Source organism: Luteimonas cucumeris, assembly GCF_007830035.1.
Classification (GTDB): Bacteria; Pseudomonadota; Gammaproteobacteria; order Xanthomonadales; family Xanthomonadaceae; genus Luteimonas_C; species Luteimonas_C cucumeris.
In genome coordinates this window covers 452,182-478,447 of sequence record NZ_VLKN01000002.1, presented here as the reverse complement: position 1 = coordinate 478,447, position 26,266 = coordinate 452,182, and the positions used below count along the sequence as shown (strand labels likewise).

21 protein-coding genes and 1 pseudogene are annotated in these 26,266 nt (G+C 67.0%); 3 read left to right on the top strand and 19 right to left on the bottom strand.

The window, feature by feature from the left end:
• Positions 1-35: 35 nt before the first annotated feature.
• Entirely contained in the window at positions 36-995 is a 960-nt protein-coding gene (locus tag IP90_RS05340) for an acetyl-CoA carboxylase carboxyltransferase subunit alpha (protein WP_144898577.1), read from the bottom strand.
• A gap of 217 nt (positions 996-1,212) precedes the next feature.
• Between IP90_RS05340 and IP90_RS05335 the strand changes: the two genes are divergently transcribed.
• Entirely contained in the window at positions 1,213-2,025 is an 813-nt protein-coding gene (locus tag IP90_RS05335) for an acid phosphatase (RefSeq protein ID WP_158635282.1), read from the top strand.
• A gap of 35 nt (positions 2,026-2,060) precedes the next feature.
• On the opposite strand, the gene dnaE is transcribed toward IP90_RS05335, so the two are convergent.
• From dnaE to IP90_RS16975, 3 genes are all read right to left on the bottom strand, one after another.
• Positions 2,061-5,585, bottom strand: coding sequence for a DNA polymerase III subunit alpha (gene dnaE / locus IP90_RS05330; RefSeq protein WP_144898575.1), 3,525 nt, complete (start codon positions 5,583-5,585; stop codon positions 2,061-2,063).
• A 257-nt stretch (positions 5,586-5,842) separates the two neighbouring features.
• Positions 5,843-6,469 (bottom strand): YkvA family protein, encoded by a 627-nt coding sequence (locus IP90_RS05325; RefSeq protein ID WP_158635281.1) that lies wholly within the window; start codon positions 6,467-6,469, stop codon positions 5,843-5,845.
• Between the two features lie 299 nt (positions 6,470-6,768).
• Positions 6,769-7,410, bottom strand: a complete 642-nt coding sequence (locus IP90_RS16975) for a DUF1232 domain-containing protein (protein WP_144898573.1) — start codon at positions 7,408-7,410, stop codon at positions 6,769-6,771.
• A gap of 191 nt (positions 7,411-7,601) precedes the next feature.
• Here IP90_RS16975 and IP90_RS05315 point away from each other — a divergent pair, with 191 nt between their 5' ends.
• A complete protein-coding gene (locus IP90_RS05315; protein ID WP_144898572.1) occupies positions 7,602-9,716 on the top strand; it encodes a tetratricopeptide repeat protein in 2,115 nt (704 codons plus the stop codon).
• A gap of 48 nt (positions 9,717-9,764) precedes the next feature.
• Positions 9,765-10,157, top strand: a complete 393-nt coding sequence (locus IP90_RS05310) for a hypothetical protein (RefSeq protein WP_144898571.1) — start codon at positions 9,765-9,767, stop codon at positions 10,155-10,157.
• Between the two features lie 68 nt (positions 10,158-10,225).
• Here IP90_RS05310 and IP90_RS05305 read toward each other — a convergent pair.
• The 15 genes and pseudogenes from IP90_RS05305 to rpsB form a co-directional block, all read right to left on the bottom strand.
• A pseudogene (locus IP90_RS05305) lies at positions 10,226-10,834 on the bottom strand (ribonuclease HII); the annotation flags it as partial.
• Positions 10,831-12,075, bottom strand: a complete 1,245-nt coding sequence (lpxB, locus tag IP90_RS05300) for a lipid-A-disaccharide synthase (RefSeq protein ID WP_144898569.1) — start codon at positions 12,073-12,075, stop codon at positions 10,831-10,833. The pseudogene IP90_RS05305 and the gene lpxB, both read right to left, overlap by 4 nt.
• 243 nt (positions 12,076-12,318) lie before the next feature.
• On the bottom strand, positions 12,319-13,092 hold the full coding sequence (gene lpxA, locus IP90_RS05295) for an acyl-ACP--UDP-N-acetylglucosamine O-acyltransferase (protein ID WP_144898729.1): 774 nt from the start codon (positions 13,090-13,092) through the stop codon (positions 12,319-12,321).
• 28 nt (positions 13,093-13,120) lie between these two features.
• The gene (gene fabZ / locus IP90_RS05290) at positions 13,121-13,576 is read right to left on the bottom strand and encodes a 3-hydroxyacyl-ACP dehydratase FabZ (RefSeq protein ID WP_144898568.1); all 456 of its coding nucleotides are present in this window, start codon (positions 13,574-13,576) and stop codon (positions 13,121-13,123) included.
• On the bottom strand, positions 13,573-14,589 hold the full coding sequence (lpxD, locus tag IP90_RS05285; protein ID WP_144898567.1) for a UDP-3-O-(3-hydroxymyristoyl)glucosamine N-acyltransferase: 1,017 nt from the start codon (positions 14,587-14,589) through the stop codon (positions 13,573-13,575). Before lpxD ends, fabZ begins: the two co-directional genes overlap by 4 nt.
• A gap of 111 nt (positions 14,590-14,700) precedes the next feature.
• Positions 14,701-17,133, bottom strand: a complete 2,433-nt coding sequence (gene bamA, locus IP90_RS05280) for an outer membrane protein assembly factor BamA (protein ID WP_144898566.1) — start codon at positions 17,131-17,133, stop codon at positions 14,701-14,703.
• 82 nt (positions 17,134-17,215) lie between these two features.
• Positions 17,216-18,574, bottom strand: a complete 1,359-nt coding sequence (rseP, locus tag IP90_RS05275) for an RIP metalloprotease RseP (RefSeq protein WP_144898565.1) — start codon at positions 18,572-18,574, stop codon at positions 17,216-17,218.
• On the bottom strand, positions 18,571-19,758 hold the full coding sequence (locus tag IP90_RS05270) for a 1-deoxy-D-xylulose-5-phosphate reductoisomerase (protein WP_144898564.1): 1,188 nt from the start codon (positions 19,756-19,758) through the stop codon (positions 18,571-18,573). The genes rseP and IP90_RS05270 overlap by 4 nt, the downstream gene beginning before the upstream one ends.
• A gap of 130 nt (positions 19,759-19,888) precedes the next feature.
• Entirely contained in the window at positions 19,889-20,725 is an 837-nt protein-coding gene (locus tag IP90_RS05265) for a phosphatidate cytidylyltransferase (RefSeq protein ID WP_144898563.1), read from the bottom strand.
• Positions 20,722-21,453 carry a polyprenyl diphosphate synthase gene (gene uppS / locus IP90_RS05260; RefSeq protein WP_277874198.1) on the bottom strand — a complete coding sequence of 244 codons (732 nt, stop codon included), beginning with the start codon at positions 21,451-21,453 and terminating at the stop codon, positions 20,722-20,724. Before uppS ends, IP90_RS05265 begins: the two co-directional genes overlap by 4 nt.
• 125 nt (positions 21,454-21,578) lie before the next feature.
• Positions 21,579-22,136 (bottom strand): ribosome recycling factor, encoded by a 558-nt coding sequence (frr, locus tag IP90_RS05255; RefSeq protein ID WP_144898561.1) that lies wholly within the window; start codon positions 22,134-22,136, stop codon positions 21,579-21,581.
• Between the two features lie 137 nt (positions 22,137-22,273).
• Positions 22,274-23,176: a cation diffusion facilitator family transporter gene (locus IP90_RS05250; RefSeq protein WP_144898560.1), complete on the bottom strand. Its 903-nt coding sequence runs from the start codon at positions 23,174-23,176 to the stop codon at positions 22,274-22,276.
• Between the two features lie 78 nt (positions 23,177-23,254).
• Positions 23,255-23,977, bottom strand: a complete 723-nt coding sequence (pyrH, locus tag IP90_RS05245; protein WP_144898559.1) for a UMP kinase — start codon at positions 23,975-23,977, stop codon at positions 23,255-23,257.
• Between the two features lie 130 nt (positions 23,978-24,107).
• On the bottom strand, positions 24,108-24,980 hold the full coding sequence (gene tsf / locus IP90_RS05240) for a translation elongation factor Ts (protein ID WP_144898558.1): 873 nt from the start codon (positions 24,978-24,980) through the stop codon (positions 24,108-24,110).
• A 165-nt stretch (positions 24,981-25,145) separates the two neighbouring features.
• Positions 25,146-26,054 carry a 30S ribosomal protein S2 gene (gene rpsB / locus IP90_RS05235; protein WP_144898557.1) on the bottom strand — a complete coding sequence of 303 codons (909 nt, stop codon included), beginning with the start codon at positions 26,052-26,054 and terminating at the stop codon, positions 25,146-25,148.
• Between the last annotated feature and the right edge of the window lie 212 nt (positions 26,055-26,266).

The following is a 26,266-nucleotide window of genomic DNA, read 5'->3' as shown; positions in this document are numbered from 1 at the left end:
GGGAGTCGTTTCGCGCGCTGCGCACGCTACGGCGATCAGGCGGCTTCGTAGGCGCCGTAGCTGCGAAGGCGCTGGTAGCGCCGTTGCAGCAATTCCTCGGTGGGCATCTGTTCCAGTGCATCCAGTTCGTTGAGCAGCACGGCTTTCAGCCGCGTTGCCATCTGTCGGGGATTGCGGTGCGCGCCGCCGATCGGTTCGCGGATCACCTTGTCGACCAGCCCCAGGTCGTGCAGGCGCCGGGCGGTCAGGCCGAGCTGTTCGGCGGCGTCCTTGGCCTTGTCCGCGGTCTTCCACAGGATCGAGGCGCAGCCTTCCGGCGTGATCACCGAATAGGTGCTGTATTCCAGCATCAGCGTGCGGTCGCCGACGCCGATCGCCAGCGCGCCGCCGCTGCCGCCTTCGCCGATCACGGTGCAGATGATCGGGGTCCTGAGCTCGGCCATCTCCAGCAGGTTGCGCGCGATCGCCTCGGACTGGCCGCGTTCCTCGGCATCGATGCCCGGCCAGGCGCCGGCGGTGTCGATGAAGGTCAGCAGTGGCAGCCGGAAGCGCTCTGCGAGCTTCATCAGGCGCAGCGCCTTCCGGTAGCCCTCGGGCTTGGGCATGCCGAAATTGCGTCGGACCTTGGCCTTGGTGTCGCGGCCCTTCTCGTGGCCGATCACCACCACGCTGCGGCCCTCGATGCGGGCGAGGCCGCCGACGATGGCGTTGTCGTTGGAAAAGGCGCGGTCGCCGGCCAGTTCCTGGAATTCGTCGCAGATCACCCGCAGGTAGTCCAGCGTGTAGGGACGGGCGGGATGGCGCGCCAGCTGCGACACCTGCCACGGGGTCAGGTCGCGGAAGATCTGGGCGGTACGCAGCCGCAGCTTGTCCTGCAGGGCGTGCACTTCGGCGTCGACATTGACGGCGGGGCCGGTGCTGGCGTGCCGCATTTCCTGGATCTTGGCTTCCAGGTCGGCGATCGGCTGTTCGAAGTCGAGATAGTTCGGATTCATCGGTATCGGCAGGTCCCGCGGTCGGGACACAAGGGCGGCAGGATACCCGGCTTGCCGGTCGAAGGCGAAATGCGCGCTCTCCGCGGGCCGGAAACGGCGCCGTGCCGCCGTCTGCCGCGATCGTTAAGGGAGGTCGAACATTGCCGCCCGGATTCGCAATGGATCGCGGCGACAGCGGCCCCTACAGTCGGGCAATCGCTTCGGTACGGAGATGTCCATGCACAGGATGACCAGCGTCATCGCCGGGTTGCTGCTGTCGACCGCCGCCGCCGCGGAGCACGAGCCGGACCTCGCCGACCCGCGGGAGCCGGTGCCGTTCCTGTTGCCGGAGGCGGCCCGCCCACGGACCTCGCGGATCTTGCCACCAGCGCCTGCCACGGGCTCGCCGCGCGACCAGGCCGACCGCCAGGTATTCCGCGCCACGCGCGCGTTGCAGGGCACGCCGCGCTGGCGACTGGCCATCCGCGACGTGCCGATGGGCGTTCCACAGATGCTGCAGACCTTCAGCTGCGCCGCCGGAGTGAACCTCACCGAAGTCAAGACGCCGATGCTCGCCGGCCTGCTCACCCGCGTGTCCGCCGATGCCGAGCGCGCGATCGAGCCGGCCAAGGCGGCCAACCGTCGCCAGCGGCCGCTGTTGGCCGACGCCGGAGCGACCTGCCAGCCACGCGAAGAACTGCTGCACAGCTACGACTACCCCTCCGGGCATGCGACGTGGGGGTGGACGATCGGCATGATCCTGGCCGAGCTGGTGCCCGGCCGCTCCACCGAACTGCTCACCCGTGCGCGGGTCTATGCCGAAAGCCGCGTGGTTTGCGGCGCGCACAACGCCAGTGCGATCGATGCCGGCGCGATCAATGCCGGGGCGCTGGTCGCGGCGCTGCACGCCTCGCCGGATTTCCGTGCGGCGATGGAGGCGGCACGCCACGAGATCGCCGCCGCGCGCGATGCGGGAAAAGCGGCGCCGGATTCCGCGACCTGTGCCGCGGAGGCCGCGGCCATCGAAACTCCGTATGGGCAGGCGTTGTAGAGCGGAGCAAGCTTCGCTCTACAAAGGTGGTGGGCTCAGTGGGCCCACGGTCGCGACATGGTCAGCTTGACCGTGCGCACGCCAGGCTGCTCGCGCAATGCCGAAGGCAGGTCGGCATCGACGCGGACGCCCTGGCTGCCATTGAGGTCGAGCGTGCCGGCGGCACCGTCGCGCAGCAGGTCGAAGCGGATCGGGGTCGTGCCGGGACGGTGGCGCGCCAGCAGCGCGTCGATGCGTTCGAACGCACCCGGCACGCGCAGGTCCAGGCGCAACGACAGCCGTTGCGAGACCTGCGGGCAGATCTGCTGAAAGTCCCAGCAGCGGCGCGCGCGCAGCGAGAAACCGCCGCTGAATTCGTCCTCGCGCAATCCACCTTCGATCACCAGGATGCGGTCGCGGGTCAGCAGCTGCGCGAACTCGACATAGGTTTCGGCGAAGAACGCGCACTCCAGCCGGCCACGGCCGTCGTCGATCTGCACGAAGGCCTGGCTGTCGCCCTTCTTGCGCATCCCGACCACCTGGCCGGCGATCACCACGGCTTTTTCCGGACGCCAGCCACGTCGTTCCTCGTCCGGGCGTTCGCTCCAGATGCGATCCAGATCGCCGAGGTCGTGGCCGACCAGTGCGCGCAGTTCGTCGCGGTACGGATCCAGCGGATGTCCGCTGAGATAGTGCCCGAGCGTGTCGCGTTCACCGTTGAGCTTCTGCGTCAGCGGCCAGTCCTCGACGTTCGCCAGCACCACGTCGATATGCGGCTCGGCACCGCCGCCGCCGAACAGCGACACCTGCCCGGCATCGCGCTCGCGCGCGAGCTGTTCGCTGGCCTTGAGTACTTCCGGCAGCTGCAGCATCAGCGAGGCGCGGTTGCTGCCGAGTGCATCGAGTGCGCCGGAATGCACCAGCGCCTCCAGCACGCGCCGGTTCAACTTGGTCGAATCGATGCGCTTGCAGAAGTCGAACAGGTCGCTGAATACGCCGCCTCGCAGGCGCTCCTGCGCGATCGCCTCGCAGGCGCCGCGGCCGACGCCCTTCACTGCGCCCAGGCCATAGCGCACCGTGCGCTCGTCGAGGGCGACGAACATGTAGTCGGACGCGTTGACGTCCGGCGGCAGCACTTCGAGTTTCAGCGCACGCGCCTCGTCGAGGAAGCCGACCACCTTGTCGGTATTGTCCATGTCCGACGACAGCACCGCGGCCATGAATTCGGCCGGGTAGTGCGTCTTCAGCCATGCGGTCTGGTAGGCGACCAGCGCGTACGCGGCCGAGTGCGACTTGTTGAAACCGTACTCGGCGAATTTCTCCATCAGGTCGAAGATCTGCGTCGCCCGTCGTGGATCGACGCCGCGCTCGGCCGCGCCGGCTTCGAACTTGGCGCGCTCCTTCGCCATTTCCTCGGCTTTCTTCTTGCCCATCGCGCGGCGCAGCAGGTCGGCGCCGCCCAGCGAATAGCCGGCCAGCACCTGCGCGATCTGCATCACCTGTTCCTGGTACACGATCACGCCGTAAGTCGGCGACAGCACCGGTTCCAGCAGCGGATGCGGGTAGCTGACTTCGGCGTTGCCGTGCTTGCGATCGACCCAGTCGCGGTCCATGCCCGAACCCAGCGGGCCGGGCCGGAACAATGCCGCCAGCGCGATGATGTCCTCGAACCGGTCCGGTCGCGCGCGCTTGACCAGTTCGCGCATGCCGCGTGATTCGAACTGGAACACCGCGACCGTTTCGCCGCGCGCGAACAGTTCGTACGACTTCGCGTCGTCCAGCGGCAGCGTCGAGATGTCCAGCAGCGTCTCGCCCGCGGCCGCGCGGCGCGCGTTGATCGCCTTCACCGCCCAGTCGATGATGGTCAGCGTGCGCAGGCCGAGGAAGTCGAACTTGACCAGGCCGATCGCTTCCACGTCGTCCTTGTCGAACTGCGTCACCGGGCTGCGGCCCAGCCCATTACCGTCGTGTTCGGCGAACAGCGGGCAGAACTCCGACAGCGGCGCCGGCGCGATCACCACGCCGCCGGCGTGCTTGCCGGCATTGCGGGTCAGGTCTTCGAGCTGCAGCGCCAGGTCGATCAGGTCGCGGACATCGTCCTCGCTGTTGTAGCGCTCGATCAGTTCGCTCGACACCAGGTTCGCGTCTGACTGCGATTTCTTCGAGCGGCCCAGCGCGTCTTCCAGCGAAATGCCCAGCGTCAGCGGAATGAGTTTCGCGATGCCGTCGACGAAGCCGTACGGATAGCCGAGCACGCGCCCGGCATCGCGCACCACCGCCTTGGCCGCCATCGTGCCGTAGGTGATGATCTGGCTGACGCGGTCGCGGCCGTACTTCGCGGCGACGTAGTCGATCACCTCGTCGCGGCGGTCCATGCAGAAGTCGATGTCGAAGTCCGGCATCGACACGCGTTCCGGATTGAGGAATCGCTCGAACAGCAGGTCGTACGGGATCGGGTCGAGGTCGGTGATGCCCAGCGCCCACGCCACCAGCGAACCGGCACCTGAGCCACGCCCGGGCCCGACCGGGATGTCGTGCTGCTTGGCCCAGTTGATGAAGTCGGCGACGATCAGGAAGTAACCGGGAAACCCCATCTTGATGGTGACGTCCAGTTCCAGTTCCAGTCGCGCGTCGTAGTCCGCCCGCGTCTTGCCTTCGGCCAGCGGCGCTTTTTCCAGACGCCGCGCCAGGCCATCGCGCGCCTGCGCGCGCATCCAGGTTTCCAGCGTGTGCTCGTCGGGCACCGGGAACGCAGGCAGGTAGTACGTGCCCAGGCTCAGTTCGAAGTTGCAGCGCCGCGCCAGGTCGATGGTGTTGTCGATCGCATCCGGCACGTCGGCGAACAGCGCCGCCATTTCCCCGCTCGATTTCAGATACTGCTCGCGGCTGTAGTCGCGCGGACGCTTGGGGTCCTCGAGCACGCGCCCGGAGGCGATGCATACGCGCGCTTCGTGCGCGTCGAAGCCTTCGGCGTCGAGGAAGCGCGCGTCGTTGCTGGCGACGACGGGAATGCCGCGCGCGGCCGCCGCATGCAGCGCGAAATCGTTGAACGCGGCTTCGCCGTCGAGCCCGCAGCGGGTCAGTTCCAGATGCAGGCGGTCGGGAAACAGGCGCTGCGCATCGGCCAGCCACTGTTCGGCGTGGTCGTGCTTGCGCGCAGCCACCAGCCGGCCAGCCTGGCTGTGGCGCCCGGCCAGCGCGAACAGGCCGGCGCATTCGTCCTGCTGCAGCCAGTCCGGGCGCAGCACGACACCGTCGGTGCGGTGGCCTTCCAGCCAGGCGCGGCTGAGCAGGCGCGACAGGGCCAGATATCCGGTGCGATCACGACATAACAGGGTCAGCCGCCACGGCGCTTCGTCGCCCTCGGCGACGGTGACATCGGCGCCGGCAATGGGCTTGACGCCGGCGGCCTCGGCGGCCTTGTAGAACTTGACCAGCGCGAACAGGTTGTTGCGATCGGTGATCGCCACCGCCGGCTGACCCAGCGCAGCGCAACGCTCGACGAGTTCCGGCACGCGGATCGTCGAATCGGCGAGTGAGTACTCGCTGTGCAGGTGCAGGTGGGCGAAGCGTGCGGACATCGTCGGGCCGGCGGATCAACCGGCAGGTTAGGCCGCGCGGCCGGTACGGACAAGGCTTGACAGACAGACAGGCGGGCGGGGATCGGCGATGGAACTGGAAGATTGCAGGTTGTGTAGCCGGACAGGAGCGAGCCCCGCCCGCGCGCGCCATCGTCCCGAGCGCAGCGAGGAACCTGCTCACGCGATCGAGGCAGGTCCCTCGCAGCGCCCGGGATGGCGGCAAGAGCGAGCTTGCAGCCCTCGGCGCCGCCCGCCGGTCAGCCGACCCGGAACCGCAGCGTCTGCGGCCTGTCGTGCATGTGCAGGCCGTCGTTGGCGCGCATCTGCTGGTGCAGCATCGCGATGGCCGCCAGCCGGTCGCGGATCCAGTAGGCGCGTTGCTGCGCGCCATCGCCGTCGGGGTGCCATGCGCGTCGATACAGCATGAAATCGCGGTACTCCTCGGCTTCGTCGGCGACCGCGGGCCAAGCGAGTTCCAGCAGCAGCACGTCGTCGAGCCGGCCGAGCAGCGGGATCGCGTCGGGTATCAGGTCCTGCGGCTGGTCGAGATAGGCCAGCAGCTGGCGTACGCGGCGGCAGTCGCTGTCGGCGCAGTCCCAGTCGGGGTCGTCGATCATCATGCGCAGTTCCTCGATGCGCAACAGGCGCTCGTCGAGGACATCGCGTGCTTCGTCCTGCGGCAACGACAGCAGCCAGCCCGCGAGCTGCGACAGCCGCGCGGCATCCACGCGTTCAGCATCGGGGTTGATGTCGTGCAGCAGGGCATCGAAGGTCGCGACCTGGTCGGCGTCGATGCTCAGGCAGCCCAGCGCGTGGCTGCGCGGGTCGATGCTCTGCGGCGCGGGCAGCGGATGATCGGTCGGATAAGTGTGTTGCGAGCGCATCGCGCACCTCCCGTGTTCCGGCCTGCGGGGGGAGATCAGTCGCGGTGGCGGCCGGCACTCGCGCGACATCTTTTGTTGGATGTGCGACGAGAGTGACCGGTTGCACGTGCTTTGTCGCGGGGAGGAAGTCGGGGTGACATCCTGCCTAGTGGATGTGCGCATCGGCGCAATCGTTGGCATCCGACATGCAACACGGCAGCCGTTGCGCAAACGGCTGCCGTGCAATGGAAACGCAATGCAACGTGATGGATGGAATGTGCCGCGGCGTGATGCATGAAACAGCACCATTGCCGCCACGCTTAATGGATGCGAAACGCGATCGGCGGCGACATCGACAGATAACTGTTCTGCCCGCGTTGCGCGACGTGTTCGCGCCAGGCCTGTTCAGCGATGCGTGCTTCCTGCCAGGTCTGCCGGTCGTAGCGGACTTCGTGCGGACGCACGCCGAGCAGCATCGCTTCTTCGGCGCGCAGGCGGCGGAAGTCGAGATAGTTCTCCAGGTCGAGGCGGATCGACGGCCAGGCCAGGTCGACCAGCACTGCATCGTCGAGGTGGCCGATCACCGGCACTGCGTCCGGGATCAGGCTGTCCTGGTTGGCCGCATAACCGGCGACCAGGGCGATGCGCCGCTGCTGCACCGCGTCGAGTTCCCAGTCACGCTCGGCGGCCATGGCGCGCATGGCCGCCAGGCAGCGCAGGCGCAGGCGGATGCAGGGCGCGTCGCGCATGCCGTCGAACTGGTGCGCCAGGGTGCGTGCGGCCGAGGCGATGGCGTCGACGTCGGGTACGGGCTGGTCGGGTTGCAGCGCACCGGCGACTTCACGGAAATGGCGCAGCGCGCCATTGGCCAGTTCGAGATTGCCGAGGCGGTGCCGGCGACGCGGACCGTTGGCCGTATTCGTGTCCAGCGGCAGGGGCAGGGTGGCGAGATTGAGGTTCATGACGTGCTCCGGAAAGGGTGGGGCGCGACGATTTCGCGCAGATCCAGAGTCCCCCCGCGGCAACGGCAATGCTTGAGGGAAGCTGGTCGAAGCCGTGAGGGAGTCATGAGGCGGACCGGTTTTTTGCAGTTCCCCCGTTCAGGCAGGCAGGAATACTTCCTCTCATGTGACCCCTTGCCGGGAGCTGCGCGATGACAGCGGCGGAGGCATGGATCTACCGGTTCGGCGACATCGAGGTCGAGCCGTCCGCGCACCGCATCACCCGTGCCGGCGTCGACCTGGGCGTCGAGCCGAAGGCCTATGCGGTGCTGGTGGCGCTGCTGGAGGACCACGGCAAGGCGCTGCAGCGCGACGTGCTGCTGGATCGGGTATGGGGCCATCGCCACGTCACCCCGGGCGTGCTGAACCGCGTCGTCGCGCAGTTGCGCAAGGCGCTTGGCGACGAGGCCGAGCATCCGCGCTACATCCAGACCCTGCATAGTCTGGGCTATCGTTTCATTGCCGAAGTCGAACGGGTGCCGGTCGCGGCGCCGGACGAACCGATCGAGCCTGCGGTGGCCGCGGTGGCGACGCCCCTTGTCGTGGAAGAGGCGCGGGAACCAGTGTCCGCGCGCGCGCTGCCGTCGAGGCGGACGCGGGCCATCGGGATTGCCGCCGTACTGGTCGTCGCCGCGCTTGCCATCGCCGGCCTGCACAAGCGACAGGCCGAACTGCGTCCCGCTGCGGCATCGATTGCGGTGCTGCCCTTCACCAACCTCAGCAGCCAGCGCAATGAAGACTATTTCGCCGAAGGCCTGGCGGAGGAAATGTACGACGCGCTCGCCGGTGTGCAGGGGCTCAAGGTGGCGTCGCGACTGTCGTCATCGGCGATCGGCGACCAGCGCGCCGACGCCAAGGCGCTGGGCAAGCGGCTTGGCGTGGCCACGGTGCTCGATGCCAGCGTGCGCCGCGAAGGCCAGCGCGTGCGGATCAACGCGCATCTGTCCGATACCCGCACCGGCTACACGCTGTGGAGCGACAGCTACGACCGCGAACTGTCGGATGTGTTCGCAACGCAGAGCGAGATCGCCGAGGAAGTGGTCAAGTCGCTGCTGGGCGCATTGCCGGACCAGCACGGATCATTGTCGAAGAGGCTGGCGCCGACACGCGACATCAAGGCCTACGACGCCTACCTGAAAGGGCTGGAAAAGTTGCGTGGTCCCGGCGATGTCCGCAATTCCGAGCACGCCATTTCCTTCTTCAACCAGGCGCTGGCGGCCGACGGCAGTTTTGCACGCGCGCAGGCGGGCGTCTGTCGCGCAGAACTGCGCCGCTTCGAGTTGATGATGGATTCGGCGGCCTACGGTCGCGCGCAGGAAGCCTGCATGCGCGCTTCCGAGATGGATCCCGACATGCGCGAGGTGAGCCTGGCCTTCGGCGACCTGCATCGTGTGCGTGGCGAGTTCGGCAAGGCCGTCGAGTACTACGCCAAGGCGCAGGATGATCCACGCCTGCGGCCGGCGGTCCTGCTCGGGCTCGCGACGGCGCATGCGGCGCAAGGGCGCAGGGAACTGGCCGATGGCTACTTCGAACAGGCGCGTGCGCTGCGCCCGGGCGATCCTGCGATCCATCGCGCGATCGGCCACCAGAAGTACCGCGATGGTGATCTGCCCGATGCGATCGAGGCCTTTCGTGAAGCGATCCGGCTGGCCCCTTCGGACGCCGATCTGTGGGGCAGTCTGGGCGGCCTGTACCTGGCGGCGGGGAACGGCGCGAAGGCCAGCGCGGCCTTCGAAAGGTCCATCGCCACCAAGCCCACCGATGCGGCATTGAGCAACTACGGCACGCTCAAGTACCAGGCCGGCGACTACGCAGCGGCCGTCGAGCTGTTCCGTCGCGCCGCGGCGCTGCAGCCCAAGGACTTCCGCCTGTGGGGAAACCTTGCGGAAGCCCTGCTCGCAAATCCTGCAACGCAGGCGCAGGCGCGCGAACCGCTGCGCCGCGCCGCGGAGATGGCGGAACGCTACATCCAGGTCAAACCCGACCATGCGGAGGTGATGGCGGTGCTGGCGTGGTATCGCGCGAATCTCGGCGATGTCGCCGCGGCGCGCGGCCTGATGGCGCGTGCCGAGGCGCTGGGCACGGAGCGCGGCGAAGTGTCGCTGCGCAATGCACAGACGCTGGCGCTGCTGGGCGAGTCCGACGCTGCCCGCGAGCGACTGGCCTGGGTACGCGAATCGGAAATTCCGCAAAGCCGGATCGCCGCGTCACCGGTACTACGACGCCTGCCCGCAACCGACGCACCAGCGAGCGGCAAACAGAAGTGATCCTTCACCCACTGCCCACAGGGAGGGGGCGATATCCAGGAGAGCGAGATGGCATCGATGAAAATGCAAAGTGCAGCGGTAGCCAGGAAGATCTACTACGTGGACATCAGCTACGCAGCCGACGGGACGCCAATGGCTTCCCCGGCACAACTGGAAGTCCCGTCCGGCGCGAAAGTTGTCTGGAGGGGTCCGGAGAGTGATACGCGACAGTTCAAGATCGACTTTCCCGATTCGAATCCTTCGGGAAATGGCGGCCTCCTCGATGACGAAAGCGCGGGCGTCGACGGCGCCTCGCTCCGGCTGGACTCCAAGCAGACGACGCAGATGAATGCCAGGTCGGTGAGTGTGGTGACAAACTTCAACTATTTCATCGAAGCGCCCAATCCCAATGTGCCGGGAGCGATGATCCGGGCCGATCCGATCATCATCATCCGGCCATAGGCTGTGTTCGCCCCGAGGACGGGTGCGCAGCATCAAACCGGCAGGAGCGCCTGCAGTGGCGGATCGGCCAGCGCCTCGCGCACCGGCGCGAAGCTGCGCCGGTGTTGCGCGCACGGCCCATGCGTGCGGAGGGCCGCCAGGTGCGTGGGCGTCGAATAGCCCTTGTGCCCGTCGAAGCCGTATTCGGGATGGCGATCATGCAGTTCGACCATGAAGCGGTCGCGCGTGACCTTGGCCAGGATCGACGCGGCCATGATCGAGCGGTCGCGTGCATCGCCGCCGATCCACGCTTCGGCCGGGCAGGGCAGTCTCGGCGGCAGATGGTTACCATCGATGCGTGCGACGTGGGCGACATGCGCGACGCCTTCCAGGGCCAGCCGCATGCCCAGCATCGTCGCCTGGAAGATGTTGATGCGATCGATTTCATCGGCATCGACGAATACGACATGCCAGGCCAGCGCGCGTTCGACGATGCGCGCGTAGAGCTGCTCGCGCCGTGACGCATTGAGCTGCTTGGAATCGTCCAGCCCGTTGATGCGCGGCTTGCCGGGATCGAACACGACCGCGGCAACGACGACCGGCCCGGCCAGTGGCCCGCGTCCGGCTTCGTCGATGCCAGCGACCAGAGGCCGGGAATCGGGAATCGGGAATCGGGAATCGGACGAAGTAGGGCTCATGGCTGCTCGATCCCCGATCCCCGATCCCCGATTCCCGGCTGTTCAACAAGTTCCGCGATCGCTGCCGCCGCCTGCGCCGAGGCATTGCGCCGCAGTACCTGGTGCAGTTCGCGGAATCGTGCCGGCAATGCGGCCATCGATGCCGGATTGCGCAGCCAGCTGCAGATCGCCGCGGACAGGTTTTCCGGCGTGCAGTCGTGCTGCATCAGTTCCGGCACCAGTGGCTCGTTGGCCAGCACGTTCGGCAGTGCGTAGTGGTCGACCTTGAGCAGGCCGAAGCCCTTGACGATCGAGTAGGTCAGCGGCGCGATCCGATAGGCCACCACCATCGGCCGCTTGGCGAGCATGCCTTCCAGCGTGGCGGTGCCGGAAGCCAGCAGGATCACGTCGGCGGCCGCCATGACGGTGCGTGCGTTGCCGTCGGTAATGCGCAGCGCCGGTTTCAGTGCGGCGGCATCGGGATGGGATCCGAGTTCGTGTTCGAAGGCCGCGCGCGCGGAGGCGCTGGCCATCGGCGCGATGATGCGCAGGTCCGGCTGCGCGCGCAGCGTCAGCAATGCCGCGGACAGGAAATCATGGCTCAGGCGGTGGATCTCGCCGAGCCGCGAACCCGGCAGCAACGCCAGCATCGGCGTATCCGCAGCCAGCGACAGGGCATGGCGCGCGCCCTGGCGGTCGGGATCGAGTGGCATCGTGTCGGCCAGCGGGTGCCCGACGAAGCGCGCGTCGATGCCGTGGCGGGCGTAGATCGGCGGTTCCATCGGGAACAGGCACAGCACGCGATCGGCGCTGCGCCCGATCTTCTCCGCCCGTTTCTCGCGCCAGGCCCAGACCGAAGGACTGACGTAGTGCACGGTGCGCACGCCGCGCTGCTTGAGCCAGCGTTCCAGGCCCAGGTTGAAGTCGGGTGCATCGATGCCGATGAATGCATCGGGACGCCAGGCCAGCACGCGTTCGCGCACTTCGCGGCGCAGCTTCAACAGGCGCGGCAGGTGCCGAAGGACTTCGGCCAGTCCCATCACCGCCAGTTCCTGCGCGTCGTGCCAGGCGTCGAGACCGGCGGCGCGCATCGCATCGCCGCCGATGCCGGCGAACTGCGCATCGGGAAAGCGTACCCGCAACTGCTCGATCAGGCCTGCGCCGAGCTGGTCGCCGGAGGCTTCACCGGCCACCAGCGCGAAGCGTCTGTTGCGGGGACTAGGGATTGGGGGCTGGGGATTGGGCAAGGTAGGGCGCGGGATCTGGGAAGGCTGGAGCTAGTTTGCCGTTATTCGGCAGGCGGGGCTCGCCAAGGAGCGTTTGAATCCTTCAGGCGTCATCCCGAGCGAAGCGAGGGACCTGCTGTTTGGCTGGCAAAAACAGATCCCTCGCTGCGCTCGGGATGACAACCCTGGGTGGGTGCCGCATGCTCGTCACGAATCACGAATCACGAATCACGAATCACGAATCACGAATCCCAGATCCCAGATCCCAGATCCCTGGCTTCACCGAAACAACGGCCGCTCGCCCTGCTCGATGAATTCGAGGAAAGCCTGCACGTCGTCGCTGTCCTGCGCCAGCTCGGCGAGTTTCGCCTTGGCATCGGCGAGGCTGTCGCCGGACACGTACAGCGCGCGGTAGGCGCGCTTGATCGCGGCGATGCGCTCGGCATCGAAGCCGCGACGCTTCAGGCCCTCGGCATTGATGCCGCGCGGCCGTCCCTGTTCGCTCTGCGCCACCATCACGAACGGCGGCACGTCACCGGAAATCAGCGTGCCCATGCCGATGAAGGCGTGCGCGCCGATGCGGCAGAACTGGTGGGCGCCGGCGAAGCCGCTCAGGATCACCCAGTCGCCGACCTGCACGTGGCCGGCAAGCGTCGCGTTGTTGGAGAACACGCAGTGGTTGCCGATCAGGCAGTCGTGCGCGACATGCGTGTAGGCCAGCAGCCAGTTGTCGTCGCCGATCCGGGTCACGCCGCCGCCGTCGCCGGTGCCGCGGTTGAGGGTGACGAATTCGCGGATCGTGTTGCGGTCGCCGATCACCAGTTCGACGCGCTCGCCGCGGAATTTCTTGTCCTGCGGATCGCCACCGATGGCGACGTGGCTGGCGACCTGGTTGTCGCGGCCGATCCGGGTCGGGCCGAGCACGCTGCAGTGCGAGCCGATGCGCGTGCCGTCGCCGATTTCCACTTCGGCGCCGATCAGCGTGAACGCACCGATGGCGACATCGCGCCCGATGCGCGCGCTCGGATCGATTACCGCGCTGGGATGGATCATCGCGCCGGCCGGAAGCGGGCCGGCCATGTCAGCCCTTGACCTCGGCGCAGAGGATTTCAGCGCATGCGGCCTGTTCGCCATCGACGCGCGCAACGCCCTGGTAGATGGCCATGTTGCGGATCGTGCGCTTGAGCGTGACGTCCAGTTCCAGGCGATCGCCCGGCACGACCATCCGGGTGAACTTGGCGTTGTCGATCTTCACCAGGTAGAACAGCTTGCCTTCAGCACTGTCGCCATTGGACAGCTGCGTCAGCAGGCCACCGGCCTGCGCCAGCGCCTCGATCACCAGCACGCCTGGCATCACCGGGTGGCCGGGGAAATGGCCCTGGAAGAACGGCTCGTTGATGGTCACGCTCTTGTAGGCCAGCACGCGCTTGTGCGGATCGAGTTCGACCACGCGGTCGACCAGCAGGAACGGGTAACGGTGCGGAATCAGCTTCTGGATGCCGACGACGTCCAGCGGCAGGGTGGGGGTGGCGCTCATCCTTTTTCCTTGTTGCGTGCCTGGACCTGCCGGGCGATCGAGTCGAGTTGCTTGTAGCGCGCGGCATTCCTGCGCCAGCTGCGGTTGTCCATCAGTGGCGTGCCGGACGAATATTCACCGGGTTCGCGGATCGAATGCGTGACCAGGCTCATCGCGGTGATCATCACCCGGTCGCAGACCTCCAGATGGCCGAGTATGCCGGCGCCGCCGCCGACCAGGCAGTAGCGGCCGATGGTGGCGCTGCCGGCCACGGCCGAGCAGCCAGCCATGGCCGTGTGCGCGCCGATGCGCACGTTGTGGCCGACCTGGATCTGGTTGTCCAGGCGCACGTCCTCTTCCAGCACGGTGTCGTCGATGGCGCCGCGGTCGATGGTGGTGTTGGCACCGATCTCGCAGTCGTCGCCGACATCGACGCCGCCCAGCTGCGGCACCTTCATCCAGCGGCCGTGTTCCATCGCCAGGCCGAAGCCGTCGGCACCCAGCACCGCACCCGGATGCACCAGCACGCGCTGGCCCAGGCGCACGCGCACCACCAGCGTCACGCGCGCGACCAGCTCGCAACCTTCGCCGACGTGGCAGTCCTCGCCGATCACGCAGCCCGGGCCGATGACCGCGCCGGCGGCAATCGTGCTGCGTGCGCCGATCGACACGAATGGACCGATCGATGCCGAGGGGTCGACGGCCGCAGTGGGATCGATGCAGGCGCTTGGATGAATGCCGGGCGCCGGCGTGCTGCGTGTCTCGAACAGCGAGGCGATCTTGACGAACGCGGCATAAGGATCGTCCGCGATAAGTGCGGTGACCGGGCTGCTGGCGGCATCGGCTTCGCGCAGTACCACCGCTGCGGCCGGCGTAGTGGCCAGCATCGAGCGGTAGCGTGGATTGGCCAGGAAGGCCAGCTTGTGGGTGCCGCCATTGGCGAGCGTGGCCACGCCGTCGATGCGTACGTCGGCGTCGCCCTGCACGCGCAGGGCGAAGCGTTCGGCCAGTTCGGCGACGGTAAAGCTGTTCATGCGTTCCACAAACGGGTGGGGCCGGAAGTCTGGTGCTCAGCGATGATCGAAAACAGGCGCGGACAGCGCGTCCATCCTGCAACGATCACACCCGGTGCGATCATGTGCCGGTTACAGGCCACCGGAGAACGTGAACTGCAGGCGCTCGGTCTCGTCGCCCGGGAAGCCGGTGACGGGGTCGGCGTCCTTGCTGCGCAGCGGATAGGCGTAGCTGATCGAGATAGGCCCCATCGGCGAACGCCACAGCAGCGCCACGCCGGTGGAGGCGCGCAGCTCGCTGGCGTCGAAGCTGTCCACGTCGCGGTACACGTTGCCGAAGTCCAGGAACGCGGAAATACGCGCCGCGTTGGTGTCGAACAGGCGCGGGAAATACATCTCCAGCGAGCCCACGGTCTTGACCGCGCCACCGATCGGCTGCGGATAGCCCGAATAGGGGCTGGAGGCGCGCGGGCCCAGGGTGTTGTCGACGTAGCCGCGCACGCGCCCGCCGGAACTGACGCCGCCGGCGTAGAAGTTCTCGAAGAACGGCAGCCCGGTGGCGGTCACCACGCGTCCGTCCGACAACGTGCGCACGAAGTCGCTGCCGTAGCTGTCGCCGTAACCCAGGTTGAGGCGGGTATTGAGGATCAGCGATGGGCTCAGCGGCCAGAACTTGGAGATGTCGTATTCGACCTTGAAGTATTCGACCGTCGAGCCGGGCAGCGTGGTTTCCAGCGTGACCCGCTGCGCGGTGCCCGAGCTGGGGAAGATCGCGTTGTTGCGCGTGTCGCGCGCGAAACCGAGTTGCCCGCGCCAGGCGTGGAAGGTGCGATTGCCGACCGCATTGATGTAGTCGATGATCTCGGTCGGCGTGGCCAGCGACGGGTTGATCTGGTTGGTGTCGATGCCGAACAGCGCCGAGACGGTGTCGTACTCGGTGATCGGCAGGCCCATCACCACCTGCGCGGCGCCGCTGTCGGACGAGTACTGCGCGACGTTGAAGTCGGAGTAGTCGAACTCGCGCCACCACAGGTTGTAGCCCAGCGACATGCCGTTGTCGCTGAAGTACGGGTTGAGGAACGAGAAGTCGTAGCGCTGCTGGTAGGAGCTGCGCTGCGCCGCGATCGATACGCGGTTGCCGTTGCCGAGGAAGTTGTTCTCGACCAGCTGGATCGAGGTGGTGATGCCGCTGAGCTGCGAGTAGCCGACGCCGAACAGGAAGCTGCCCGAGGTGGTTTCCTTGACGTTGACCACCACGTCGACCTGGTCGCTGCTGCCGGGCACTTCCGGGGTCTCGATGTCGACCGTCTCGAAGTAGCCGAGCTGCTGCAGGCGGATCTTGGAGCGGTCGACGGCGGCCTGCGAGTACCAGCTGCCTTCGAACTGGCGCATCTGTCGGCGCAGCACTTCGTCAGCGGTACGGGTGTTGCCCTTGAACACGATGCGGCGCACGTTGACGCGCGGGCCGGGCACGATCTGCATGTCGATGGCGACGGTGCGGTTCTCGCGATCGACGTCCGGCACCGGATTGACCTGCGCGAACGCGTAGCCGATGTTGCCGAGTACCGCGGTGATCGCTTCGGTGCTGGCCTGCAGCACGCGCCGCGAGAAGATCTGGCCGGGCTTGACGAACACCATCTTGTCGATCTGCTCGCGCGGCAGCACGGTGTCGCCGCTGACCGTGACGGTGGAGATCTTGTACTGCTCGCCTTCGGTGATGCCGGCGGTGACGAACATGTCGCGCTTGTCGGGGCTGATCGATACCTGTGCCGAGTCGCGGCTGAAATCGACGTAGCCGCGGTCCAGGTACCACTGGTCGAGCTTCTCGAAGTCGCCGTCGAGCTTCTCGCGTGAATACTGGTCGTCGCGCTTGTACCAGCTCAGCCAGTTGGTGGTGCCCGACTCCCAGCTGTCGCGGATGTCTTCCTCGGCGAACTTCTCGTTGCCGATCAGGTTGATGTGGCGGATCTTGGCGGCCTTGCCTTCCTTGATCGCCACGGTCACGTCGACGCGGTTGCGGTCCAGCTGGCTGACGGTGGGCGTGACTTCGACGTTGTACTTGCCGCGGTTGTTGTACTGGCGGACCAGTTCCTTGGTGACGCCGTCCAGGTCCATGCGGTCGAAGGTCTCGCCCTCGGCCAGGCCGATGTCCTTCAGGCCCTTCATCAGGTCCTCGGTCTTGATGTCCTTGTTGCCGGTGAAGGTCAGCTTGTTGATCGCAGGACGCTCGACCACGGTCACCACCAGGATGCTGTCCTGGCGGTCCAGGCGCACGTCCTCGAAGAAGCCGGTCTTGTACAGCGCGCGGATCGCCGCGGCGGTACGGGCCTGGTCGACGGTGTCGCCGCGCTCGATCGGCAGGTAGGTGAACACGGTGCCGGCCGAGATACGCTGCAGGCCATCGATGCGGATGTCGCTGACGGTGAATGCGTCCGCGGCTTGCGGCAGCGGGGCTATCTGCGTGGCTGCGGCGTCCGGCGTCGGCGCGAACTGCGCCCAGGCGGGCGCGGTCAGCGCCGAGGTGAGGGCGAGGGCAAGCAGGCGGCGAGTGGGGCTTCGCGTCATCATTACGTCCGTCAAGGGGATCGAAGGGCCGGATGGCCAGTGCAACGGCGGTGTATCGCGGTATCAACGCGGATAACGGCCATCAGCGCACCAGACCCAGAATGTCATTGTAGAACGCCAGCCCCATCAGGCTGGCCAGAAGGGCCAGACCGACGTACTGGCCGGCGGCCATGGCGCGTTCGCTGAGCGGACTGCCCTTGACCAACTCTATAAGGTAATACAGCAGGTGCCCGCCGTCCAAAACCGGGATCGGCAACAGGTTGATGATGGCCAGACTGAGCGACAACAGGGCCAGAAAGTTCAAAAACCAGGCCACGCCGAGTTGCGCCGAGGCGTTGGCGTAGCGGGCGATGGTGATCGGGCCGGATACGTTCTCGACCGAGGCGCTGCCGCCGAACATGCGGCCGATCATCGCGAAAGAGTCGGTGGCCAGCCGCCAGGTCTCGCTGAACGCGGCCGGTATCGCCGTGAGCGGGCCGAACTGCAGGCGGGCGTCGTAGGCCGGTATCTGCTGGATCGCGGGCGGGGCCACGCCGAGCGCCCAGTAGGCCTTGCCGTCCGGATCGTTGCGCCGTTGCGGTTTCAGTTCGAGCGCCAGGCGCTCGCCGTCGCGCAGTACTTCGACCATCGCCACGCCGCCCTGGTCGCCCAGTCGCTGGATCAGCGGCCGGATGTCGTCGAATGCGGTGATCGGCATGCCGTCGATGGCGGTGAGGCGATCGCCTTCGGCCAGCACGCCATAGGCCGGTGAACCGGGCTGGATTTCGCCGACCACCGGTGGCGTCAGCCGATGTCGCGGGGTCAGGCCGGCCAGCTGCACCGCCCGCGGTTCGTCGAACCCGGCCGGCAGCTTCGACAGATCGAGCTTGCGCGTGTGCCGGTCGCCGTCGGCAGCGCGCACCTGCACTGCGATCTCGTCTCGATCCAGCGCCGCGGTGGTCAATGCCAGCGCCGCTTCGCTCCAGGTCGGCGTGTCGCGATCACCGACCTTGAGCAGCGTGTCGCCGACGCGGAAACCGGACTGCGCGGCGATGCCATCGACATGGCCCAGCGTCGGTGCGAAGTCGGGACGACCGATCACGAACATCGCCCACAGCAGCAGCACGCACAGCAGCAGGTTGGCGATCGGGCCGGCGGCGACGATCGCGATCCGCTGCCATACGGTCTTGCGGTTGAACGCGCGCGACGCATCTGCGGGCGCGACATCGCCCTCGCGCTCGTCGAGCATCTTGACGTAGCCGCCGAGCGGGATCGCCGCGATCATGTATTCGGTGTCGTCGTGGCCACGGCGCGACCACAGCGCCTTGCCGAAGCCGACCGAGAAACGCAGCACCTTGACGTCGCAACGCCGGGCCACCCAGAAATGACCGAATTCGTGGAAGGTCACCAGCACGCCGATGCTGACGATCAACCACCAAACCGAGCCCAGCAAGTCGCTCATGCGTCGATCGTCATTGTCGCCGCGACCTGCGACGCCAGCTGCCGTGCATTCGCGTCGGCGGCCAGCAGCGTTTCCAGAGTGTCGGCAGCTTGGGGAGGGAGCGTGGCGAGGACTTCCTCGACCAGCGCAGGTATCGCTAGGAAACCCACCTGGCCCTGAAGAAACGCTGAAACAGCGATTTCGTTGGCCGCGTTGAGGATGGCCGGCGCGGTGCCGCCGGCCTGCAATGCGCGAAACGCCAGCGCCAGGCAGGGAAAGGCGTCGAGGTCCGGAGGCTCGAAATCCAGGCGGCCCTGCGCCAGCAGGTCGAGCCGGCCGACGCCGGATTCGATGCGTTGCGGCCAGCCCAGCCCGACCGCCAGCGCGGTACGCATGTCCGGCAGGCCGAGCTGCGCCAGGGTCGAGCCGTCGACGAACTCGACCAGCGAATGCACCAGGCTCTGCGGATGCACCAGTACCTCGATGCGTTCGGCCGGCATGCCGAACAGATGATGCGCCTCGATCACTTCCAGGCCCTTGTTCATCAGCGTGGCGGAATCGACCGAGATCTTCGGCCCCATCGACCAGCGCGGATGCGCGATCGCCTGTGCCGGCGTGACCGTGGCCAGCGCCGCGCGCGTCCAGCCGCGGAACGGGCCGCCGGAAGCGGTGAGCACGATCCGCCGCAGTGCATTGCGATCTTCCCTGTCCGGCAGGCACTGGAAGATCGCATTGTGTTCGCTGTCGATCGGGATGATGCGTGCGCCGGAATCGCGCGCGGCAGCCATCAGCAGCTCGCCTGCCAGTACCAGCGATTCCTTGTTGGCCAGCAGCAGGTGCTTGCCGGCGCGCGCCGCGGCCAGGGTCGAGGACAGGCCGGCCGCGCCGACGATCGCCGCGACCACCGTATCGCAGGCATCGCCGGCGGCCAGCGCATCGAGTGCTTCGGACCCGGCATGGGCCTGCGTATCCAGTCCGGCCGCGTGCAGGCCGTCGCGCAGCGCCGCGTAACAAGACGCGTCGGCGATCACCGCGTGCAACGGGCGATGCCGCACGCACAATGCAAGCAGCGCGTCGGTATTGCAGCCGGCAGCAAGCACGGTCGCACGCAGGCGATCCGGATGCCGTGCGATCACGTCCAGCGCCGAGCCGCCGATCGAACCGGTGGCACCCAGCACGGCGACATTGCGCGTGGACGTGCTCATCGCGGCTTCTTGGTCGCGCGCGCGGATGACGGCAGGATCAGGCTGCTTTCGGCGGCGGCGCAGTCGTTGCAGGTTTCGGCAGCTGCGGGACCGGCAATGATCGGGGAATCGTACGCAGGCATCGGTTGACTCAGAAACCGAGCCAGGCTTTCCCGAGGGCGAACACCGGCAGCGCCGCGAGTACGCCGTCGATGCGGTCGAGGATGCCGCCGTGGCCGGGAATCACGTTGCCTGAATCCTTGACGCCGACATGGCGCTTGAGCAGGCTTTCGTACAGGTCCCCGATCACCGATGCACCGACGGTCAGCAACGCGACCGCGGCCACCAGCGGCAGCTGGCCGGTGTCGGCGCCGGCGAACATTCCGCCGAGCACGCCGACCGCAATGCCGGCGACGAGGCCGCCAAGCAGGCCTTCGACCGTCTTGTTGGGACTGATCCGCGGACTGAGCTTGTGCTTGCCGAACCGGCGACCGACGAAATACGCGCCGCTGTCGGCGACCCAGACGATCACCAGTGCCACCAGCAGCCAGCGATGGCCGTTCGGCTGCGCGGCGTGGATCAGCGCCAGCGCGCACCAGGCCGGCACCACCGCCAGTGTGCCGGCGGCCAGCTTGAACATGCGTGCGTGGGTGTCGTGGTCGGAGGCGAACGCATAATGCTTCAGCCACATCGCCGCCAGCAGCCACCAGATCACGCCCACCACGGTCGCCAGCTGGAACAGCACCAGCGAACCTCCGCTCGACGAGCGCGAGGCCCAGACCAGCGCCACCATCAGCAACAGATTGACCAGCAACAGCACGGTACGCGACAGGGTGTCGTCGATCTCGGCCAGGCGAAACCATTCCCACAGCCCTGCCAGGAACACCACCGCCGTCAACGCCACCAGCCACGGCGTCGGCAGCAGCAGGATCGCCGCGATCGCCAGCGGGGTCATGATCAGCGCGGCGAGGGTACGGACTTTGGTCATGCGGCGCTCGGGTTGGTGGAAGGGGCCAACTGCGCCCCGGTCAACCCGAAACGGCGCTCGCGCCGGGCGTAATCGTCCAGGGCGCGACGCAGTGTCGCTGCATCCAGCTCGGGCCACAACGTTTCGGTAAACCACAATTCGGTGTAGGCCAGCTGCCAAAGCAGGAAGTTGCTGATGCGGTGGTCGCCGCCGGTACGGATGAACAGGTCCGGTGCCGGCAGATCGGCCAGCGCCATGTGCGTAGCCATCGCGTTCTCGTCGATGTCCTGCACGCGCAGCTTGCCGTCGACGACGTCCCGGGCCAGTGCGCGTGCGGCAGCGGCGATGTCCTGGCGGCCGCCGTAACTGGCAGCGATCGACAGTGTCAGCCGGCGGTTGTCGCGGGTCTGCATTTCCGCCGCGTCCATCTTGTCGCGCAGGGCCTGGGCGAAGCGCTCGCGCTCGCCGATGAAGCGGATGCGGACGCCGCGGCGGTCGAGCTCCTCGACCTCGCGTTCCAGCGCGTTGAGGAACAGCTTCATCAGCGCGCCGACTTCTTCCTCGGGCCGGCCCCAGTTCTCGCTGGAGAACGCGAACAGGGTCAGCGCTTCGATGCCCTGTTCAAGGCAGAAATCGATGCACAGGTTCACGGCCCGTGCGCCTGCGCGGTGGCCGATCATGCGCGGCCGCTTGCGGCGCTCCGCCCAGCGGCCATTGCCGTCCATGATCACGGCGAGGTGGGCCGGCACGTGATTCGTGATTCGTGATTCGTGATTCGCAGAAGCAGGAGGCTGCGAGTCCGGGTTGTCAGAAGATGGCATGGGGTCTTTGCTTTAACGAATCACCAATCACGAATCCCGAATCACGGCTCTCGTCAAACCGCCATCAATTCCTGTTCCTTGGCCTTGACCACTTCATCGACGTCCTTGATCGCCTTGTCGGTCAGCTTCTGGATCTCGTCCTCGCTGCGGCGCTCGTCGTCCTCGGTGATCTTCTTGTCCTTGAGCAGGTCCTTGACCTGCTGGTTGGCGTCGCGGCGGATGTTGCGGATCGCGATCTTGGCGTTCTCGCCCTCGCCGTGCACGTGCTTGGACAGCTCCTTGCGGCGCTCTTCGGTCAGTGCCGGCAGGTTGATGCGGATCACGGTGCCGGCGGTGTTTGGCGTGAGGCCGAGGTCGGAGGCCAGGATGGCTTTTTCGACCGGTCCGACCATCTGCTTCTCCCAGGGGGTGATGGTCAGCGAGCGCGCATCGGTGACGGAGACGCTGGCGACCTGGGTCAGTGGCATGTCGGAGCCGTAGTAATTGACTTTCAGGTGGTCGACCAGCGCGGTCGAGGCGCGGCCGGTGCGAACCTTGGTCAGGTCGTGGCGCAGGGCCTCGACGCTCTTGGCCATGCGGGCCTGCGTGTCTTTCTTGATGTCGTTGATCATGCCGGCTCCATCGCAGTGGCTTAATCACTGGATTATAGGCGATGAGGCTGGCGACCCCGTGGGTCGCGGGGCTGGGATCTGGAAGCAGCCGATGTGCATTTGCTTTTTCCAGCCCCCAGATCCCGGATCCCAGCCCTTCAATGCGCGTGCGGTGCGCGATCGTGCAGGTCGTGTTCGCAACCCTGGCCGTGCTCGATCTGCAGGGTCGGGTGATTGATGCCGAAGCGGTGGTCGAGGGCGTGGTTGAGCCGGTCGATGAAGCCATCGTGGTCGCCATCGTCCGGACGCACCAGGTGTGCGGTCATGGCGATCTCGCCTGCACCCAGCGACCAGATGTGCACGTGGTGGACCGCGCTGACGCCAGGCTGTTCGGCCAGGAAAGCGCGCACTTCGGCCTGTTCGATGCTGCGCGGCACGGCATCCATCACGGCATTGAACGCGTCGCGCAACAGGCCGAACGCACCGGCGGCGACCACGGCGCCGACCAGCAATGCGGTCAGCGGATCCAGCCAGGTCCATCCCATCGCCAGCATGCCGATGCCGGCAAGCACGGCCGCCAGCGACACCGCGGCATCGGCGATCAGATGCAGGAAGGCGCCGCGGCGATTGAGGTCGTGGGCGTGGCCATCGCGCACCAGCCAGGCGGCGCCGAGATTGACCAGGATGCCGATCGCCGCAACCACGATCACCGGCAACGCGGGAATCTGCGGCGGTGCATCGAAGCGGCGCACCGCCTCCCAGCTCAGCGCGCCGGCGAAGGCGACCAGCAACAGCGCATTGGCCAGCGGCGACAGCAGCGTGGCGCGACGCCAGCCGTAGGTGTGGCGTGGCGTCGGTGACCGTTTTGCGAGCACCGCAGCGCCCCATGCCAGTCCCAGGCCCAGCACGTCGCCGAAGTTGTGCAGCGCATCGGACAGCAGCGCCAGCGAGTTGGTGGCGAAGCCGTAGCCGGCTTCCAGCACCGTGTAGGCCAGGTTGATCAGCGTGACCGTGGCGAAGGCACGGGTACTGGAACCATGGGAATGATCGTGCGAGTGCATGCGGCGATCGTGCCATGGCGTAGTCGCGGACACTATTTCATCGTGCCGCGGCGCAGGCTGCGTTCCACGAAACCGCGGTCAGTCGCGGCCCTGCACCAGGGTGCCGATGTTCTCGCCACGCAGCACGCGCAGCAGCACGCCTGGCTGGCCCATGTCGAAGATGCGCAGCGGCAAATCGCTGTCGCGGCACAGTGCGAAGGCGGCGGTGTCCATCACGTTGAGGTCGCGCGAGATCACCTGATCGTAGGTCAGGCTGTCGAAGCGCTTCGCCCCCGGATTCTTTTTCGGATCGGAATCGTAGACGCCGTCGACCTTGGTCGCCTTCAACAGCAGGTCGGCGCCGATCTCGATCGCGCGCAGCGCGGCGCCGGAATCGGTGGTGAAGAACGGATTGCCGGTGCCGGCCGCGAAAATCGCGATGCGGCCTTTCTCAAGGTGGCGGATCGCGCGACGGCGGATGTAATCCTCGCAGACGTCGTTGATCTTGATCGCGCTCATCACGCGCGCGCGCGCGCCGCGTTTTTCCAGCGCATCCTGCATGGCCAGTGCGTTGATGACCGTGGCGAGCATGCCCATGTGGTCGCCGGTGACGCGGTCCATGCCGGCGGCGGCCAGGCCCGCACCGCGGAAGATGTTGCCGCCGCCGATCACCAGCGCGATTTCGGCACCGGCCTGCTGGGCCTCGATCACCTCGGTCGCCAGCCGGCCGATCATGGCCGGGTCGATGCCGTAATCCGCGTCGCCCATCAAGGCTTCGCCGGAAAGTTTCAGTACGACACGGCGATACACGAGCTGGGACATGAGCGACTCCGGGCAGGAAAACGCGGCAATTGTAGCGTGCGCTGCACGCGCGACGGCTGCAGCGGAGCGTGCCGGCAACAAAAAACCCGCGATCGCTCGCGGGTTCCTGTTACTGCGTTGAGGCGTTGGCTCAGGCCAGGCCGGCCTGCTTCATCACTTCGGCCGCGAAGTCGTCTTCCTTCTTCTCGATGCCTTCGCCGACCGCCAGACGCACGAAGTTCAGTACTTCGGCACCGCCGGCGGCCTTGAGCGCGGCCTCGACGGTCTGGTTGGTGTCCAGTACGTAGGGCTGGCCGGTCAGGGTGATCTCGCTGATGGTCTTCGACACCTTGCCGGCGATCATCTTCTCCAGGATCTCGGCCGGCTTGCCGGAATCCTTGACCTGGGCCAGCGCGATTTCCTTTTCGCGGGCGACGAAATCGGCCGGGACGTGCGCAGGCGAGATATGCGGTGGGTTCATCGCCGCGATGTGCATCGCCAGGCCGCGGGCCAGTTCGGCGTTGCCGCCCTTGACCTCGACCAGCACGCCGATGCGGCCGCCATGCACGTAGGCGCCGATGGTGTTGGCGCTGTCCATGCGTGCCATGCGGCGCACCTGCAGGTTCTCGCCGACCTTGGCGATCAGCGCGGTGCGGGCGGCGTCGACGGTTTCGCCGGAAGCCAGTGCCGTTGCCTTCAGCGCCTCGACGTCGCTGGCATTCAGCGCGGCCTGGGCGACGGCTTCGGTGTAGGCCAGGAAGTTGGCGTCCTTGGCGACGAAGTCGGTTTCGGAATTGATCTCGACCAGCACGGCCTTGCCGTCGGCCTGGGCCATGGCGATGCGGCCTTCGGCGGCAACGCGGTCGGCCTTCTTGTCGGCCTTGGCCAGGCCGGTCTTGCGCAGCCAGTCGGCGGCGGCTTCGATGTCGCCGTTGTTCTCGGTGAGCGCCTTCTTGCACTCCATCATGCCGGCGCCGGTGCGCTCGCGCAGTTCCTTGACCAGGGATGCGGTGATTTCTGCCATGGGGTTACCTCGGTATTCTCGAAAGATGTTCGTCATCCCGGCGAAAGCCGGGATCCAGGCCTTTGACTTTGCAAAGCCAAAAACGAAAGTCGCTGGGTTCCCGCCTTCGCGGGAATGACGGCTAGGAGCAGCCGCGCACTATGGCGCGGCCGCGTGACGCAGGAATTACTCGGCAGCCTTGGCTTCGACCGCCTCGTTCCCGGCGACTTCGGCTTCGGCGCTAGCCGGGGCCTCGTCGGCAGCGGCGTCGGACTTCGGCGCAGCGTCCTTCCGGGCCGGGGCAGTCTTCTTGGCCGGGGCGCCGCGGCCGCGCGGACCGCGCTTGTCGGCGACCGGGTTGCCTTCGGCGTCGAGCTCGACGAACTCGTCTTCGCGCACGCCGGCGGCCGGCGCGGCGGCCTTGCCTTCCAGCACGGCGTCGGCGGCGGCGCGGGCGTACAGCTGCACGGCGCGGATGGCGTCGTCGTTGCCCGGGATGGCGTAATCGACCAGGGCCGGGTCGTAGTTGGTGTCGACCACCGCGATCACCGGGATGCCGAGCTTCTTGGCTTCCTTGATGGCGATGTCTTCATGGCCGATGTCGATCACGAACAGCGCATCGGGCAGGCGGTTCATTTCCTTGATACCACCCAGCGAGGCTTCCAGCTTGTCGCGCTCGCGGCGCAGGCCCAGCACTTCGTGCTTGACCAGCTTCTGGAAGGTGCCGTCGGTTTCGCCGGCTTCCAGTTCCTTCAGGCGCGAGACCGAAGCCTTCACGGTGCGGAAGTTGGTCAGCGTGCCGCCCAGCCAGCGCTGGGTCATGTACGGCATGCCGCAGCGGGTGGCTTCTTCCTTGATCGAGTCGCGCGCGCTGCGCTTGGTGCCGACGAACAGCACGGTGCCGCGCTTCTGCGCGATCGCCGAAATGAAGTTCATCGCGTCGACGAACAGCGGCAGCGTCTTCTCGAGGTTGATGATGTGGATCTTGCCGCGGGCGCCGAAGATGTACGGGCCCATCTTGGGATTCCAGTAGCGGGTCTGGTGGCCGAAATGGACGCCGGCTTCCAGCATCTGGCGCATGGTGATCTGGGACATTGCTGATGACTCCGAAGGGGGGAACCGGCCGTCCTGCGACAGGCTCTGGATGAGCGTCATGTCGCGGGGCGCTCGTCCGCCTGGGCGGACGAAAGGTTCCGGGGTTGGGCCTCCCTGCTGCCTCCGTGGCCAGATCGCCTGCCGGCGGAACCTCGGTTCCAGCGGCCAGCGACACCCCGGCACGGGGCATTGCAGCAGGTGTGTATTCGCCG